This window comes from Roseovarius marisflavi, assembly GCF_900142625.1.
In the GTDB taxonomy this organism is placed as follows: domain Bacteria; phylum Pseudomonadota; class Alphaproteobacteria; order Rhodobacterales; family Rhodobacteraceae; genus Roseovarius; species Roseovarius marisflavi.
The window spans coordinates 1-16141 of record NZ_FRBN01000043.1 but is presented as its reverse complement, the minus strand read 5'-3'; the positions used below and the strand labels follow the sequence as shown (position 1 = coordinate 16141).

10 protein-coding genes, 1 tRNA gene and 4 pseudogenes are annotated in these 16141 nt (G+C 57.4%); 10 read left to right on the top strand and 5 right to left on the bottom strand.

Features of this window, described 5'->3' with window-relative positions; genetic code table 11:
* Nucleotides 1–205 (bottom strand): annotated as a pseudogene (locus BUB78_RS19080) (IS66 family transposase); the annotation flags it as partial.
* 101 nt (nucleotides 206–306) lie between these two features.
* The gene (locus BUB78_RS19075; RefSeq protein WP_220084047.1) at nucleotides 307–1305 is read right to left on the bottom strand and encodes a DUF6538 domain-containing protein; all 999 of its coding nucleotides are present in this window, start codon (nucleotides 1303–1305) and stop codon (nucleotides 307–309) included.
* Nucleotides 1306–1456: 151 nt separating this feature from the next.
* Between BUB78_RS19075 and BUB78_RS19070 the strand changes: the two genes are divergently transcribed.
* The 7 genes and pseudogenes from BUB78_RS19070 to selD all read left to right on the top strand — a co-directional run bounded on the left by BUB78_RS19070 (nucleotide 1457) and on the right by selD (nucleotide 9952).
* Nucleotides 1457–4045 carry a cation:proton antiporter gene (locus BUB78_RS19070; RefSeq protein WP_084732968.1) on the top strand — a complete coding sequence of 863 codons (2589 nt, stop codon included), beginning with the start codon at nucleotides 1457–1459 and terminating at the stop codon, nucleotides 4043–4045.
* A 188-nt stretch (nucleotides 4046–4233) separates the two neighbouring features.
* Nucleotides 4234–5724: a SulP family inorganic anion transporter gene (locus BUB78_RS19065; RefSeq protein ID WP_073200887.1), complete on the top strand. Its 1491-nt coding sequence runs from the start codon at nucleotides 4234–4236 to the stop codon at nucleotides 5722–5724.
* A gap of 13 nt (nucleotides 5725–5737) precedes the next feature.
* Nucleotides 5738–6592, top strand: coding sequence for a universal stress protein (locus tag BUB78_RS19060; protein ID WP_073200885.1), 855 nt, complete (start codon nucleotides 5738–5740; stop codon nucleotides 6590–6592).
* 94 nt (nucleotides 6593–6686) lie between these two features.
* Nucleotides 6687–6762 (top strand) — tRNA-Val (locus BUB78_RS19055).
* A 131-nt stretch (nucleotides 6763–6893) separates the two neighbouring features.
* On the top strand, nucleotides 6894–7355 hold the full coding sequence (locus tag BUB78_RS19050; protein WP_139279407.1) for a hypothetical protein: 462 nt from the start codon (nucleotides 6894–6896) through the stop codon (nucleotides 7353–7355).
* A pseudogene (locus BUB78_RS19045) lies at nucleotides 7322–7584 on the top strand (IS3 family transposase); the annotation flags it as partial. The gene BUB78_RS19050 and the pseudogene BUB78_RS19045, both read left to right, overlap by 34 nt.
* A gap of 148 nt (nucleotides 7585–7732) precedes the next feature.
* Nucleotides 7733–9952 carry a selenide, water dikinase SelD gene (gene selD, locus BUB78_RS19040; RefSeq protein ID WP_245813591.1) on the top strand — a complete coding sequence of 740 codons (2220 nt, stop codon included), beginning with the start codon at nucleotides 7733–7735 and terminating at the stop codon, nucleotides 9950–9952.
* On the opposite strand, the gene mnmH is transcribed toward selD, so the two are convergent.
* Nucleotides 9945–10991, bottom strand: coding sequence for a tRNA 2-selenouridine(34) synthase MnmH (gene mnmH / locus BUB78_RS19035; RefSeq protein WP_073200879.1), 1047 nt, complete (start codon nucleotides 10989–10991; stop codon nucleotides 9945–9947). The two genes, selD and mnmH, sit on opposite strands and share 8 nt — an antisense overlap.
* A 275-nt stretch (nucleotides 10992–11266) precedes the next feature.
* Between mnmH and BUB78_RS19025 the strand changes: the two genes are divergently transcribed.
* The gene (locus BUB78_RS19025) at nucleotides 11267–11860 is read left to right on the top strand and encodes a site-specific integrase (protein ID WP_139279406.1); all 594 of its coding nucleotides are present in this window, start codon (nucleotides 11267–11269) and stop codon (nucleotides 11858–11860) included.
* Nucleotides 11861–12311: 451 nt separating this feature from the next.
* Here the strand turns inward: BUB78_RS19025 and BUB78_RS19020 are convergent.
* Nucleotides 12312–13444, bottom strand: a pseudogene (locus BUB78_RS19020) (IS3 family transposase).
* A gap of 230 nt (nucleotides 13445–13674) precedes the next feature.
* Here BUB78_RS19020 and BUB78_RS19010 point away from each other — a divergent pair.
* Nucleotides 13675–14427: a transglutaminase-like cysteine peptidase gene (locus BUB78_RS19010; RefSeq protein WP_245813589.1), complete on the top strand. Its 753-nt coding sequence runs from the start codon at nucleotides 13675–13677 to the stop codon at nucleotides 14425–14427.
* 30 nt (nucleotides 14428–14457) lie between these two features.
* Here BUB78_RS19010 and BUB78_RS20805 read toward each other — a convergent pair whose 3' ends face one another.
* Nucleotides 14458–14973: a hypothetical protein gene (locus tag BUB78_RS20805; protein WP_170865116.1), complete on the bottom strand. Its 516-nt coding sequence runs from the start codon at nucleotides 14971–14973 to the stop codon at nucleotides 14458–14460.
* A gap of 981 nt (nucleotides 14974–15954) precedes the next feature.
* Between BUB78_RS20805 and BUB78_RS19000 the strand changes: the two are divergent.
* Nucleotides 15955–16141, top strand: a pseudogene (locus BUB78_RS19000) (IS3 family transposase); the annotation flags it as partial.

Sequence of the window (16141 nt, the reverse complement as noted above, 5' to 3'; positions counted from 1 at the left end):
AGAGCTTGGTGGATCTCTTTAGGTCGGCCATCAGAGCGTCGTAAACGGGGGCCAGTTCATAAGCGGCCTTGCCCACCCATGCCGCCAGTGTGGAGTGATCGAGATCGACACCCTGCCGCGCATAGATTTGAGCTTGTCGATACAGCGGCAGGTGATCCGCGAACTTGGCAACGATGACACTGGCGACCGTCGCCTCGGTCGGCAGTTCTGTCCATAACATGACTCTGAAAGTCATAAGGAAGATTGCGCGGCGTTCGGGCGATAAGCGTGTATCGCTTTCTGGCCCCATGCAGCCTTAACGGCGTCTCAGGTAATTTTGATTTCGTTTTGATTGAAGGCTTGCCAGCGTGACTCTTCAACGGTCTTGTTGTTGTTTGGAATGTCAATCCTCTCGCTAGGATCGACGTCAACGATATCTTCTTTTAGCGCCCATTTGTACAAAGATTTTATGGGTAGAAGTATTGCGCCACAGAAGAGCGCCCCATTTCTTGAAGCAGTTGGTCCCGATACTTTCGGAGTAGGGGCCATTTTATTTGATCTAAAGTTAGGTTGCCTGCAAACTGCACAAAGCGCCGGATGCGCATTTTGTACCCGCGCGGTAGATGACTTGACCGCCTTATAGGTGATGTACTGATCCATTCTTGCCGTTATCGTCCTGTCGGGGTCGCTAGGCTTCGCTGCGTTAATTTCTGCTAACCGGTCATCCAATACGCTCTTCATAGCGTTGAACGTTGCCAAAGCTATCCTGTCATCCCCTGACGGGGGCGGCGCTACAGGTAGTTGCTTTGCGACAGTGAGCATTGCAGTCGGGTTGGCGATCTGATCCATGTAGGCTGCGTCGCCGAAGGCCTGGTAGGCGAATATTGCCAGCGTTTCTAGTTCGCGGCGCGGTGTCAGCCCCCGTGCGCCGTCAACGTAGTATTCGATGTCTCGCCATGTCGCTTCTAATTCTTCGTGTTCGTTCTCGATCATCGCCAAGAGGTTCGCTGCGGGGGTAACGGCGAGTACATCTTCCTTTGCTTCTTGCAGTGCCTCCTTGTCGCTAAGAAAGGCAATTAGCCTATCGTGTTGCGCTGTTAGTTTGGCACACCGCTCAACAGCAGTTTGTAAGTTCGAGCCTAAACTCAAGTCCCAAATTTTTTGTCCAACAAGTTTGGCAACGCTGACCGGCACACGGCGTTGATACTTGTACGCGGTCGCTGTCATGTATTTCGGGAGAGGCCTATTCGTCTTTTTTGCTGCCATGAGCTTTGCTTTGTATGGTGAATGTATGGTGGAAATTGAACAAAAATCAAGCAAAATCAATTATACAAGGGTAGGGGGCCGTAGGAATGTTCAAATCCCTTATCACCCACCATTGTCCCCCCTCTGTTCTGTAAGCGCCCGCAGGGTCGTCTTGCGCGCATTCCTCATAAGCGTGATTTCATACCGCTGATTTTTGAGCTATTTCAGGCCTATGGATATTGTTCTTGTTACCACGATCATCGCATCGCTGTTTCTTGTCATAGCCGCGGCTGACCCGTTGGCGGCGCGGCTGCGCCTTCCCTATAGCGTTATTCTGGCCTGTCTTGGCATGCTGATCGGCGCGGCGGCGATCTTTTTCCTGCGCACTGATATCACGGATGCGCTTAATCCGGTGGCAGAGGCGATTCTGGCGTTGCCGATCCGCTCGAACGTCTTCTTGTATGTCTTTCTGCCGACCTTGTTGTTTCAGGTCACGCTTGGGGTCAATCCGCGCCGCATGCTGGATGACTGGGTGCCGATCCTGGTGCTGGCGGTGGTGGCGGTCGTGGTGGCGACGCTGGCGGTTGGCTATGCGCTTGCCTGGGCGAGTGCCTTGCCGATTGCGGCCTGTCTTCTGATCGGCGCGATTGTCAGTACGACCGACCCCTCGGCGGTGGTCGGGATCTTCCGCTCGATCTCGGCGCCGCGGCGGTTGTCACGGATCATCGAGGGCGAGAGCCTGTTGAATGACGCGGCGGCGATTGCGCTTTTTGGCCTGTTCATGGGGTTCGTGCGCCTCGGCGTGCCCGACCCGACGCTTAGCGATGCCCTGGCGCAGTTTCCGGTCCTGATCGCGGGCGGCGCCTTGGTGGGTTGGCTGGCGGCGCGGATCGCGGTCTGGATCATGGCACTTTTCGCGCGCTACGAGCTGGCCTTGATCTCGGTCTCGGTGGCCTTGCCGTACCTGGCCTATATCGGCGCCGAACAGAGCGTGGGCGCATCGGGCGTGATCGCGGTGGTGGCGGCGGGGCTGACGCTTAACCTGACGGGGCCGGCGCGCTTGCCGCCCAATGCCTGGGCCAACCTGCGCGAGGTCTGGAACCTTTTGGCACATTGGGCCGGGGCGCTGATCTTTATTCTTGCGGCTTTGTTGATCCCGCGCCTGCTCGAAGAGGTGCGGGCGAGCGATTTCATCCTGATCGTGGTGGTAACGCTGGCGGCGATTGCGGCGCGTGCGCTTATCCTGTTTGGCCTGATGCCGCTTTTGTCGGCGGTCAGACTGTCGCCGGTGGTCGAGCGACCCTATCGCGCGGCGATCCTCTGGGGCGGTTTGCGCGGCGCGGTCACTCTGGCGCTTGCGCTTGCGGTGACCGAAAGTGTGCGCGTGCCGCTTGAGGCCAAGCGGCTGGTCGGTATCCTTGCCACGGGCTTTACCCTGTTCACGCTGTTGGTACAGGGCACGACCCTGCGGTGGGTGATCGGGCGGCTTGGGCTTGACCGGCTGTCACCGCTGGATTCGGCGCTCAGCAATCAGGTGATTGCGGTCGCGCTTCAGACGGTGCGCGAGGATGTGGCGCGGGTGTCGGAGAATTACGAGCTGACCAAGGAAACCGTGCGCTCCGAGGCCAAGCGGTTTGGCGAGCGGCTTGATGGCGCGGTCAAGGCGGCCGAGGATGATGCCGCGATTTCGGATCGCGACCGGATCACGCTTGGCCTGATTGCGCTTGCGGGGGCCGAGCGTGACACGATTCTGGCGCGGTTCCGCGAGCGGGCGATTTCGGCGCGCCTTTCGGAACAGATTTTGAGCGAGGCGGACCGCCTGATCGAGGCGACGCGCAGCGGCGGGCGTACCGGCTATCAGCGCGCCGCGCGCAAAAGCCTGCGCTATGACCGGGCGTTTCATACTGCTGTGGTTCTCAACAACCGGCTTGGCCTGTCGCGGCCGCTGGCGCGGATGACGGCGGATCGCTTTGAGGTGCTGCTGTCGCAACGCCTGATCCTGCGCGACCTGAGCGGCTTTATCGACAAGCGCATCCGGCGCATTCATGGCCGCCGCGTGGCCGAGTTGCTGCACGAGCTTCAGACCCGGCGGGTCGAGCGGGTCGAGACCGCGCTTGAGGGGCTGCGCCTGCAATATCCGGGCTATGCCGAAGAGCTTGAGCGCCGCTTTATTCGCCGCACCGCGCTGCGCCTTGAGGCGCGCGAATACGAGGCGATGCGCGAAGATGGGTTGATCGGGTCAGAGCTTTATACCTCGCTGGTTCAGGATATCGACGCCCGCCGCCTCAAGGCCGAAGAGCGCCCCAAGCTTGATCTTGCGGTTCAAAAGGCCGAGTTGGTAAGCCAGTTCAAGCTGTTTCGCGGGCTTGATGCACGCAGCCTCAAGCGCCTGACGCGGGCGTTGCGCACGCGCTATGTCAACGAAGAAGAGGTGATCGTGCGCAAGGACGCCGCCGCCAAAAGCGTGTTTTTTGTCGCCTCCGGCGCGGTCGAGCTTGAGACTGCGAACCAGACCTGGCGGCTTGGCCGGGGCGATATGTTTGGCCAGATGGCGGTTCTTATGGAAAAACCGCGCCGCACAGAGGTGCGCGCGATTGCGCCCTCGACACTTTTGGTGCTGGACGAGGCGCGCTTTGTGAAGCTGCTCAAGCGCAGCGAGAGCCTGCGGGAGGCGGTGCGCGCCACGGCCAAAAAACGCGGGCTGAGCAAAGATGCCTTTAGCATGCCTGATTTTGTGGCGCGCGCGCCAGAGGCCGGCCCCGAGGCGGTCAAGCCGGACACGGCCAAGCCTTTGCCGCGCGACCCGGCCGCAACGCCATAGCAGCAATGCGCGCGCATGGGGTTGGCAAGGCCGGGCAGGGGCGGTAAAGCGTGCGCCCAATCAACAGGTGCCCCTGGTGTGACCCTGGGCGCTTTGGCGGCGGTTGAATGCGCCGGTTCATCGACGATAAAACTGCACAGACATGACAGGGCCCGGCCGCGGCTGGCTCGGTCAGGAACGGATTTCACATGATTTCACTTGATGCCTATAGGGGCCAATGGCTGGGAAATATCAGAGGCGACGTCTTGTCGGGACTGGTGGTGGCGCTTGCGCTTATTCCCGAGGCGATTGCCTTTTCGATCATTGCCGGGGTTGACCCCAAGGTCGGGCTTTATGCCAGTTTCTCGATTGCCGTTATCACCGCGATCACCGGCGGGCGGCCGGGGATGATTTCGGCGGCCACGGCGGCGACGGCCGTTTTGATGGTCACGCTGGTGCGCGATTACGGGTTGGAATACCTCTTGGCGGCGACCGTTCTGGCCGGGTTGCTCCAGATCGGGGCGGGCATTTTGCGGCTTGGGTTCGTGATGCGCTATGTCTCGAAATCTGTAATGACGGGGTTCGTCAATGCGCTTGCGATCCTTATTTTCATGGCCCAACTGCCCGAGCTTGACCCGCGCCTTGTGCCCTGGATCACCTATGTTCTGGTGGCGGCGGGCCTTTGCATAATTTACCTTTTCCCGCTGGTGACCAAGGCCATTCCCTCGCCACTTGTGACGATCATCGTTCTGACGGCGGTGACGCTTTCGCTGGGGCTTGATGTGCGCACGGTCGGCGATATGGGGGACCTGCCCGATACTTTGCCGATCTTTCTGATCCCCGACATTCCGTTCAACCTTGAGACCCTCAAGATCATTCTGCCCTATTCGATCGCGGTGGCGGTTGTGGGTCTGCTCGAGAGCCTGATGACGCAGAATATCGTTGACGATCTGACCGACACCAAATCGAACCGCAATCAGGAATGCATCGGTCAGGGTCTGGCCAATTCGGCCACCGGCTTTATCGGTGGCATGGCGGGCTGTGCGATGATCGGGCAGTCGATCATCAACGTCAAATCCGGCGGGCGCGGGCGCCTGTCGTCTTTCGTGGCCGGTGTGTGCCTGTTGATCCTCGTGGTCGGGCTTGGCGATATGGTAAGCCGCATCCCGATGGCGGCGCTTGTGGCGATCATGATCATGGTCTCGGTCGGCACGTTCAGCTGGTCCTCGGTCAAGGAATTGCGCACCCATCCGCGCTCGTCCTCGATCGTGATGATCGCGACGGTGGTGATGGTGGTTTATACCCACAACCTTGCCATCGGCGTGCTGGTGGGTGTGCTCTTGTCGGGGATTTTCTTTGCGGGCAAGATTGCGCAATTGTTCCGGGTCACCACCGATATCACAAGCGATGGTCGGGTGCGGACCTATCGCGTGGAAGGGCAGCTTTTTTATGGCTCGGTCGAGGATTTCATGAATGCCTTTGACTTCAAAGAGGCGCTTGACCGGGTGGTGATCGACGTGAGCCAGGCGCATATCTGGGATATCTCGTCGGTTCAGGCGCTCGACATGGCGGTCCTTAAATTCCGCCGTGACGGGGCCGAGGTCGAGATTGTAGGTATGAACGAGGCCAGCGAAACCATCGTCGACAAGCTGGCAATTCATGATAAGCCCGGAGCCATAGACACGTTGATGGCGCATTGAGGGGGGATAACCCATGACAGACAAGATCATCGCGCTTGTGGATGGTTCGATTTATTCGGCCTCGGTGTGCGAGCATGCCGCCTGGCTTGCGGGGCGCTTGGGCGCGCCGGTCGAGCTTTTGCATGTGCTGGGGCGCCGTGAGAGCGCCGAGAATGCCGATTTGTCCGGCTCGATCCGGCTTGGGGCGCGCACGGCTTTGCTGGAAGAACTGGCGGCGCTGGACGAGCAGCGCGCCAAGCTTGTGGCGCATCGTGGCCGGGCGATCCTTGAGGATGCACGCGGCATTCTTGAACGCGCCGGGGTGAGCGAGATCACCACGCGGCTGCGCCACGGCGATATCGTTGAAACCGTGGCCGAGGTCGAGGACGAGGCGGCGATGATCCTGATCGGCAAACGCGGCGAGGCGGCCGATTTTGCCAAGGGGCATCTGGGATCGAACCTTGAGCGGATCGTGCGCGCCAGCCACAAACCGGTGGTCGTGGCCGCGCGCGCCTTTGAGCCGATCGAAAAGGTGCTTGTTGCCTATGACGGCGGCATCTCTGCGATGAAAGCGGTGGACCAGATCGCGCGTAGCCCGGTTTTCGCGGGTCTGTCGGTGCATGTGGTCACCGTTGGCACGGCCACGCCCGAGGTCAAGAAAGGCCTTGAGAATGCCCGCGCCCTGCTTGAGGCAGCCGGGATCAAGGCCGAGACCGGTGTTGTCTCGGGGCAGCCCGATGTGGCGCTTGGCAAGCTGGTGGAAGAGGCGGATTTTGACATGCTGGTGATGGGCGCCTATGGCCATAGCCGCATTCGCAGCCTGATCATCGGCTCGACCACCACGGCGATGATCCGGTCCTGCAAGGTGCCAGTGGTTTTGATGCGCTAGGCGCACGTTTGGCGGATCAATTCAAAAGGATTTGCAGGAAGGTGAACAAAGCCTCTTGCACTGGGCGGCGGGCTTGGCTAAGACGCCCGCACTCGGGTGATTAGCTCAGTTGGTAGAGCGCTTCGTTTACACCGAAGATGTCGGGAGTTCGAGCCTCTCATCACCCACCATCCTTTCTGCACAATGTATCAACCACTTACGCTGATTGCGCAACTCACCGCGCAGCCTGCATTCAAGCGTCCGCTGCGCCTCCGCTGCACTTAGACTTCAAAGATGTCTCCAATCAACGGAGATGCAGACGATGGCTACATTGAACAAGAGACCTAGCGGCAAGTGGCAGGCCACAGTGCGCAGGGATCGTAGGTCGCAATCGAAGACATTCAGCAAGCGTGCAGATGCCATGAAGTGGGCGCGTGAGACCGAGTTGCAGGCAGAGCAAGGCATGCTACAGCACATAGGTAGCTATGTGGGTGCCAATATGTCCTTTGGGCAAGTGCTTGAAAGGTATCGCGACGAGGTGACCAGCACGAAGCGGTGCGCGGACAATGAGACCTATGCAATCAACGGTTTCTTGCGGTCCTGTCCGAAGCTGGCGGGTAAGCAGATATTCAAGCTGACAACCTCCGACTTCATCGCCCACAGAGACCAGCGTTCCAAGAAAGTGAAACCTGCAACGGTAGTGCGTGAATTGGGTTGGATGCAGCACGCTATCGATATTGCATGCTCCGATTCCCGCGTGAACACAGTCTGGAACACTCCATGAGCCGCAGGGCAATTGCCATGACAACGCCGTCGCAGAGAGCTTCTTTCAGCTCTTGAAGCGAGAAAAAATCAGACGGCGCATATATCGGACACGCGAGCAGGCCAGAAGGGACGTGTTCGAAACCATCGAGCTGTTCTGCAACCCAAAACGCAAGCGCATGAACAACGGCATGCTGTCGACCGTTGACTTCGAACAAAGACACCGCAATCTGAAAAAAGCAGGTGTCTAGGTGACTAAGGGCACCTCAGACTGGGATTTTCATTGGTGTTTCATTGAACTCCGCTGTTACAGACGATTGAGAAGGGGAGTGTTGTGAACCTGCCCCAAACCCATGGAATTTTCATGACCAATAAGAGGGATAATCTGTGCTGACGACGGTGCCCTATACACGCGATTTGGTATTGGTTGGTGGCGGGCATGCGCATGCTTTGGTGCTGAAGGCCTGGGGGATGGACCCGTTGCCCGGCGCACGGCTGACGGTGATCAATCCGGGGCCGACCGCACCCTATACAGGCATGCTTCCGGGATATGTGGCGGGGCATTACGGGCGCGATGACCTTGAGATTGATCTGGTGCGGTTGTGTCGTCATGCGGGCGCGCGGCTGATCTTCGACAAGGCGGTTGGATTTGACCGGGCGCGGCGTGAGGTGGCGTTGGAGGGGCGCGGGCCGCTGACCTATGATGTGGCGTCGATTGATGTGGGAATCACGGCGCAGATGGACCTGCCGGGATTTGCAGAACACGGGATTGGGGCCAAGCCCCTGGATACCTATGCCGCACGGTGGCGTGATTTTCTGGAGCAGACAGCGCAGGGTCAGGTTGCCCCCGATGTGGCCGTGATTGGCGGCGGTGTCGCGGGATGCGAACTTGCGATGGCGATGACCTTTGCATTGCGGGCCGCGGGCGTGGCCCCGCGTGTGACGGTGATTGAGGCGGGGCCGCAGATTTCCGGTGTTGGAGACAAAGCGCGTCAACGGATGTTGGTGGCTATGGACGGTCTGGGGATTGTGGTGAAAACCGAGGCCACGGTGGTTGAGATCTGTGCAGACAAGGTGTTGCTGAGCGGGCAGGCCCCTGTTGCGGCGATGCTTTGTGTTGGTGCGGCGGGCGCGTTTGCGCATAGTTGGATCGCACATACGGATTTGCCCCAGAGGGACGGGTTTATAGAAATCGGTGCCGATCTCGGTGTGGTCGGGGATAAGGCGCTGTTTGCGGTTGGCGATTGTGCGGTGATGCCGCATGCGCCCCGGCCCAAGGCAGGCGTGTTTGCTGTGCGGGCCGCGCCTGTATTGCATCATAATCTGCGCGCGGCGCTGAGTGGGGGGCGGCGCAAGACGTGGAAGCCGCAAAAGAACTACCTCAAGCTGATCTCGATGGGCGGGCAAACCGCGATGGCCGAGAAATTCGGAGTTACCCTGACGGGGCCGTTCATGTGGCGCTGGAAAGACCGGATTGACCGGGCGTTCATGGACCGGGTCAATGATCTGCCAAAGATGGTCGTGCCCAAGGCAATGGGTGAAATGGCGACTGGAGTGGCAGAGATATTGGCGGCCAGGCCGTTATGCGGTGGCTGTGGCGCCAAGGTGGGCCACGGGGTGCTCTCAGGCGCATTACAGACGGTGGCACAGCCCAGTGGTGAGGTCGTGGCCGGTGTGGGGGATGATGCCGCGGTGTTACGTCAGCCTGGTGGCGGGTTCCAGGTGATCAGCACCGACCATTTGCGCAGCTTTATTGATGATCCTGAACTGATGACACGGATCGCGGCGGTGCATGCTTTGGGCGATGTCTGGGCGATGGGGGCGCAGCCGCAGGTCGGGTTGGCGTCGATTGTTGTGCCGCAGATGTCCGCCGAATTGCAGGCGCGAACGTTGTCGGAAATTACGCAGGTTGCGACAGAGGTTTTGCATGCGGCAGGTGCACAATTGGTGGGCGGGCATACGACCATGGGCCCGGAGCTGACGATTGGCTTCACCGTGACGGGGACCAGGGAATCGATGCCGCTGACGGTTGCTGCGGCCAAGGCCGGAGATGTTCTGATCCTGACGCGGCCTATTGGATCAGGCGTTCTTCTGGCGGCAGATATGGCCGGGCAGGCCGACGGGCGCGATGTAGCGTCCGCGCTTGCCATCATGGCGCAGGCGCAGGACCGCGAGGCGGCAATCCTTGCGCCGGTCGCCCACGCGATGACGGATGTAACCGGCTTTGGGCTGGCCGGACATGTTAAGGCGATCTGCGAGGCTTCGGGGACGGACGCGGATCTGTGGCAGGATGCCATTCCGATCTATGCGGGTGCAAGAGCGTTGTCAGATGCGGGTGTGTCATCGACATTGATGCCAGCGAACCACGCGGATGCGCCGATTGAGGGAGTACAGGATGCGTTGCTCTATGATCCGCAAACGGCAGGCGGATTGTTGGCTGCGGTGCCGGAAGGGCAGAGTACTGCCGTGATTGAGTCGCTAGGTGCAAAAGGTTGCGTGGGCCATGTGATTGGCCGGTTGACCGAGGGAGCAGGGCATTTGCGTCTTAAGGCATGTTGTTCAAAAGTGGGAACCGGTTCTGAGCTTCTCGAACATGCGAACGCACCATGTTCTAGCTGAACTTTGCGTTTAAGGCTCGCGCGGTTCGGGCAAGTGTGTTGTCGTCGAGATCAGATACTTCGATCCTGTGAACAGGGGTGTCTCTGAGATCTGCGGATTTGGCATAGCGCGGGTCATAGTGATCTGCGATCAGCCCTGCTGCCAATGATTGCCAATCGTCTGTTTGTGCCTGCGTCTGCCACTGTTCGATCCGCGCGCGCGCATGATAAGGGCGCAATTTGTCCAGCAGGTCGCTTAGGGCGGCTTTGTCCTGCGTAAGGTCGGCGTATGCACGACACAGGAAGTTGCTGCGCGCGTGCAACGGTGCTGTGATGTGGATGCGGGTGGCCTCTGTCATCAAGGCCCAGAGCGATGGCGGAATTATGCGGTCACCGATCTTGCTGCTCTCTGCCTCGACAAAGGTTATTTTGTCAGGGTCAAGCGTGGTCAATTCTTCGGCGATGCGGGTTTCGAATGCCTTTTGCGAAGGCTGTGGCGTACTGACCCCGCCAAAAAGTGAGCCGCGATGGGCGGCCAGCCCTTCAAGGTCGAGACTCTGTGCGCCCTGTGCGGCCAACTGGTGCAAAAGCGCGGTTTTGGCTGTTCCGGTCCCGCCGTCGATGAGCATCAGGCGGTGGGGCAGAGCGGTTGTGTAAAGCGTTTTGACGACCTCGCGGCGATAGCTTTGGTACCCCCCCTTTAGCAGTCGCACGCGCCAGCCAACGTGATCAAGGATTGTGGCGAAGGCACCCGAGCGTTGTCCGCCACGCCAGCAATAGACCAGTGGCTGCCATGCACCGTCTTTGTCCGCAAGCGGGCCGCGCAGGTGGCTCGCGATGTTCTGCGCCACCAATGCGCCACCGACTTTGCGGGCCATAAAGGGGCTGGCTTGCGTATAGATCGTGCCAACCTCGGCCCGTTGGGCATCGTCGAGGACTGGCATGTTGATCGCACCGGGCAGATGGTCCTCGCGGTACTCGGCCGGTGCGCGGACGTCGATGATGGTATCGACAGTCAAGCCTTGCAGGTCAGCCAGAGAGGTGAGGATCAGCGGGGTCATGGGGTACCTTGGTATGGTGCACTAGATTTGCCTCTCTCTAACGCGCTTTGCTATGCGACATAACTTCAAAACCGAGGATAACGACGAAAGTTACCTGAAAATGCTGTGTCCCACTGTTGGGAAAGCCCTGCAGATCGACTGCATCCCCGGGAAAACAGCTGTGCTGTGTAAGAATGACGGCAAAGACAAAGCTGCCTCGCAGCGTCAACGACCAGGTTGGGCGGCCGCTTTGGGCCGGGAGTGTTTGCCGTTGGCAAAGATAATGCGGCGATGACATGAAAACACGTCCGCTTGTACAATCAATCGAAGTATCGCACCTTCGATATGAAGGTAATAATTGCGTGGCCGCGCTGGTCTCACTGCGGGTCAAGCATGTTGAACTATCCGAGAAATCCGTAACGCAAAACCCCCGCGAGGTCGCGACGAAGTTCGGCAAGAGCATCGACACATTCTTTGCCAAGGGCTTTGAGGAAGCCGAAGAAGTGCTGGCCGCTTGGATCACTCATCTGGACGAGATCGCCCTCTATGGTCCCGGCGATCCAATCTTCCCCGCCACTGCCATCGCTGCGCAGTCAAATACCGGCTTCAAAGCCGATGGTTTTGAGCGTAGCCCTTGGAAAAGCACCGAACCCGTGCGCAAAATCGTCAACGGCGCGTTCGCGCGCGCGGGCTTGCCCAATTTCGGCCCGCACGCCTTCCGACACATGCTGGCGCGCCACGCTGCGAACACGTCCAAATCTGTTGCCGAGTTCGTCGCCAATTCGCAAAACCTTGGCCATACCGATGTTCTGACCACCCTGCGCAGCTACGGCCAGATCAGCAGAGAACGCCAGAGGGAGTTGATCACAGGGCGGAAGCCTGATGAATGAAGAGACACGCCCAGACGTGTTCAGAAAGCAGAAGGGGTACGATCCTTGCCCGTGGGAACACGCGTGGGAACGTGAACGAAAGTATCTTGCTTTATTGTTTAATATCAAACGTTTGGTCGTCGTTTGTGGCGGAGAGACAGGCCGCCTTACTTATATCCCAAACATATGAAAAATAATAATTTAATATAGTAAATAATAATTCATGCCTCAAAAATACCTCAGCATATCTAGGAATGGATCATTTTTGAGCACTACGACGTCTATTCAGCTCAAGTCACTTCGCCAATATACTTAGAGAACGGATGGTCTCAATTTCCACCCTGATTTTGATCACCCAGCTGTATATTTCCCGCAGTGTTGGGCTCAGGGCAATTGCTGTAAAATCGAGGCAAGAGGTGGTCCTAGATATTCGACCAGCTTGCAGCCTTGTTAAGATGGATCAGAGCTTCATTTAGGCTGCTATTCTCATTGGTTGTGTTTTGCTGTCATAGGCCTCACCGGGGGTCAACATGCCGTGCGTCGAATGGGGTCGTTCAGCGTTGTAGTAGGTCAGCCATTTGCTGATCCCCGCGCGCATCTCTGACCCCGTTTCGAAGGCGTTCAGATAGACACATTCATACTTCAACGATCGCCACAGCCTTTCGATCATGCGATTGTCGCGCCATGCGCCTTTCCCATCCATGCTGATCTTGATTTTTGCGTCCGTGAGCACGTCGATCCAAGCGCCGCTGGTGAACTGGCTGCCTTGATCGCTGTTGAAGGTTTCCGGTGTGCCATGTTTGGCCAATGCCTCTTTCAGGGCCTCGATACAGAATTCCGCATCCATGCTGTTTGACAACCGCCAGGCCAAGACCTTGCGGCTGTACCAATCCATGATTGCGACCAGGTACAGGAAGCCCCGACGCATAGGGATGTAGGTGATATCTGCACACCAAACCTGGTTCGGGCGGTCGATGATCGCGTTCCTCAGCAAGTATGGCCAGATCTTGTGTTGCGGGTGTTTCTTGCTCGTGTTGGGTTCTTGATAAATCGGAACCAAACGCATGAGGCGCATTAGACGGCGCACACGGTGCCGCCCACATCGGTGGTCATTGCGCTGCATGTAACGTGCCATCTGCCGCGAGCCATACCACGGTGTTTCCAGGAACTGCTTATCGATGATTTCCATGAACCGCAGATTCTCAGAGCTCTCGCCCTTCGGTTCATAGTACAGATTAGATCGCGACAACGTCAGCAACGCGCACTGACGACGCATGCTCAACTTATGACCCTTGCTCACCATTTTTTGCCTCGCGTCCCGAGCAACTGCTGCGAGGCATCGGCCAAAAAATCCCGTTCCACCACAAGCTGGCCAATCTTTGAATGCTGCCTGTCAACGTTGGCGGCGCTCACCTGTTCTGGCGCGGCACTGCGTCGCGTAAAAGCCGTGATCATGTTCTCTATCGCCGCCCGCTTCCAAGTGCCGATCTGCGTCGGGTGGACGCCCTACTTCTTGGACAGTTCTGCAAGCGTCATCTCTTCACCGATCGCTTCAAGCGCAACGCGGGCTTTGAATTCTGGCGAATGGTTCCTTCGTTTCTTAATTTTGGATCACTTCTTTCGTCATGCGATCCACCTTAACGAATGGTCCGAAATTCCGCGACCACCTCTGAGAAAACGTCACGAAACTTTCTGGCAATGATCAAACTGGCCTTGGTGCGTCTGTGGATCGAGTTTTATGAGTCGGCTACCTAATAATATCGTATTGGCTCCATTTTGTTGACACATATTGGCCTAAGTTTGATATGAAGCTTAGTTATCAATCTGTATCAAGAATGAGAGAGCAAATGTCCTGCGATGGTGCCGAAGCTTTCATGACCTTAAGTCTGCGGCAGTGCGGCACCACAATAAGTGTAAAGACCCAGGTTGCCCCTCACCAGAAGTTCAGCTTATCATCGTCTTTAATCCGGGAATTCAAAAAGAAATTTTCACGATCTCTTTTCGCAGTGACTTCTACGCTTTTTTTTCTCTTGCTTTCGCCAGCGTATGCGGGGGGCACCAGCGGGCCGTTCCTTGTCGCGAAAAGCGCGATTTCCGCACCGGCTGGTTTTTCGGGCCTATGTTCAAAATACACATGGCTTTGCGCTTCTACTGCTAAAGCGCGCATGAGTGATGGCGCATTGCTTCGGTTGGCTACGGCCGTCAACACCAAGGTGAACCGCCAAACCCGTGCAATCGCAGATCGCGTACAATACGGGCGGGAAGAGCACTGGGCGCTGCCGACGGCGCGTGGCGGTGATTGCGAGGATTTCGCCCTGCTAAAGAAGAAAACTCTCATTGAGCATGGAGTTTCTTCGACAAACCTATTGATCGCGACAGTCTTAGATCGCCGCCTGCAGAGTCACGCGGTATTGGTCCTACGAACGTCCAACGGGGACTTCGTATTAGACAATTTGAACAAAGACATCCGTCCTTGGAAGAGAACTGGCTACACGTTTCTGAAATTGCAGAATCCTGAAGCCCTGGGTACTTGGCACGCGGTGCTCGCAGGCGGAATTATAACTGAACGCCCCACTGCCTCCAAGTGATAGTCAGACGTTCGCTTGGATGGATAATAACTAAGGATGAGGGAGCCAACCGATCTTATAGGTCGATTGGCTAAAGCTCGCTTCCGAGTTATTTCCCGCCGTTACCACCGCCGCCGCCGTTACCGCCGCCGCCGCCGTTACCACCGCCGCCGCCGTTACCGCCGCCGCCGCCGTTACCACCGCCGCCGCCTTGGCCGCCATTATTGCCGCCGTTGCCTTGGTTGCCGGGGCCGTCGTCAGCGCCCTGGCCGTTGGAATTTCCGGAGTTGCCGTTGGTGTTACCGCTGTTTCCGTTACCGGGGCCAGAAGCCCCACCACCACCACCGCCACCTGAACCACCACCACCTGAACCACCAGAGCCGCCACCTGAACCACCAGAGCCGCCACCTGAACCACCAGAGCCGCCACCTGAACCACCAGAGCCGCCACCTGAACCACCAGAGCCACCACCTGAACCGCCAGAGCCGCCGCCGGAACCGCTACCGGAACCGCCAGAGCCGCCACCGGAACCGCCAGAGCCGCCATCGTCTCCGCCTGTCGCTCCATCAGCACTCTGACCAACTGACGCCGTTGCGGATCCGGCCAATGCCAAAGCGGCTACGGGGCAAGATTCAAACATCCGCTGCAAGATATTTTCGTAATCAGGCCGCTTCTTCACCTTTTTAATAAATCTTGCGGGAACCTGATCCAATTTACACATATCGTGGCTCTCACGCGCCTGAGATTCACTAGGAAAGCTGCTGCAAAATACTAACAGAACTGTGAAAGAAACAGTTGTCTTAAAGCATGTTGAATATTTCATTTAAATTCCTCCTTCTCGGTAGGTTCTGAGATAACTATCTTTTCTGGAATGAGTGTTCCGACAAATAAGAATAAAAAATAACTTTTGTATTCTTAGGTCGAGAGCCAACGGAATTCTGCCCAATTTTTGACAAAAAGTTGGGGGGCCCGCCAGACGCTGCGGAAGTGTCCGCCAACTTCAGCGCAAGTTTTTCCCCCGCCAGAACGGCTTTTCTTGAGATATCTATCATCTTACTCACTGTTGCGCGATTATCTCTAAAACCCAACCGCACGACCTCCATTTTTGTGCCGCTAATTTGCCTTATTACAAACACTTTTGGCGAAGGGCTGTCCATACAACACGATTTTTTTACGCGAAAACAATGTGTTTCCACTCAGATCGAGCAACAATGCAGAATTTTTCTGCCGCACTGTTTCACCGATTGAAGTGTCTGACCCTTGTTATTTAACGATTGGTGTATTGGGTGAGATTCGCCTTTGCAGTGTCATGCCATATTTCCGCCCCTATCCCCAGGCAGGTAAGTCCATGAAAAGCGTCTTTTGCAGGCTCAACATACGACCCAAAATATTCGAGGAGACAGACAGGGTGGCGTTCATTTTGGATGCAGCCGAGTTTTCGGACTGGCGAGCCAGAGTTTTCCGACCGTGATCGGTGGGCTCGATGACACGTTCTCCAATGAGGTCAGCCCGGTCTTTGCCGTTGGGCCGGTATCCGTGGTTAGAACCCGCAAACACAAGGTCACGACGGACGGTAATCATAAGTTTAATATCGCGGCAAACCTGCTGGACCGTGATTTTGGCGCTGAGAAGCCAAACCAGAAGTGGGCGGGCGACAGATCCCATATCTTGACCAGCGAAGGGTGGTTGTATCTGGCCGTCATCATCGATCTGCATTCTCGGCGCGTCATTGGCT

Bases quoted from the DNA above. Each gene is read 5' to 3' on its own strand.
- BUB78_RS19010 (WP_245813589.1), top strand. From the start codon at position 13,675: ATGAGAGAGCAAATGTCCTGCGATGGTGCCGAAGCTTTCATGACCTTA.
- BUB78_RS19025 (WP_139279406.1), top strand. From the start codon at position 11,267: ATGAAAACACGTCCGCTTGTACAATCAATCGAAGTATCGCACCTTCGA.
- BUB78_RS20805 (WP_170865116.1), bottom strand. From the start codon at position 14,973: ATGGAGCGACAGGCGGAGACGATGGCGGCTCTGGCGGTTCCGGTGGCG.
- mnmH (WP_073200879.1), bottom strand. From the start codon at position 10,991: ATGACCCCGCTGATCCTCACCTCTCTGGCTGACCTGCAAGGCTTGACT.
- BUB78_RS19065 (WP_073200887.1), top strand. From the start codon at position 4,234: ATGATTTCACTTGATGCCTATAGGGGCCAATGGCTGGGAAATATCAGA.
- BUB78_RS19070 (WP_084732968.1), top strand. From the start codon at position 1,457: ATGGATATTGTTCTTGTTACCACGATCATCGCATCGCTGTTTCTTGTC.
- BUB78_RS19050 (WP_139279407.1), top strand. From the start codon at position 6,894: ATGGCTACATTGAACAAGAGACCTAGCGGCAAGTGGCAGGCCACAGTG.
- BUB78_RS19060 (WP_073200885.1), top strand. From the start codon at position 5,738: ATGACAGACAAGATCATCGCGCTTGTGGATGGTTCGATTTATTCGGCC.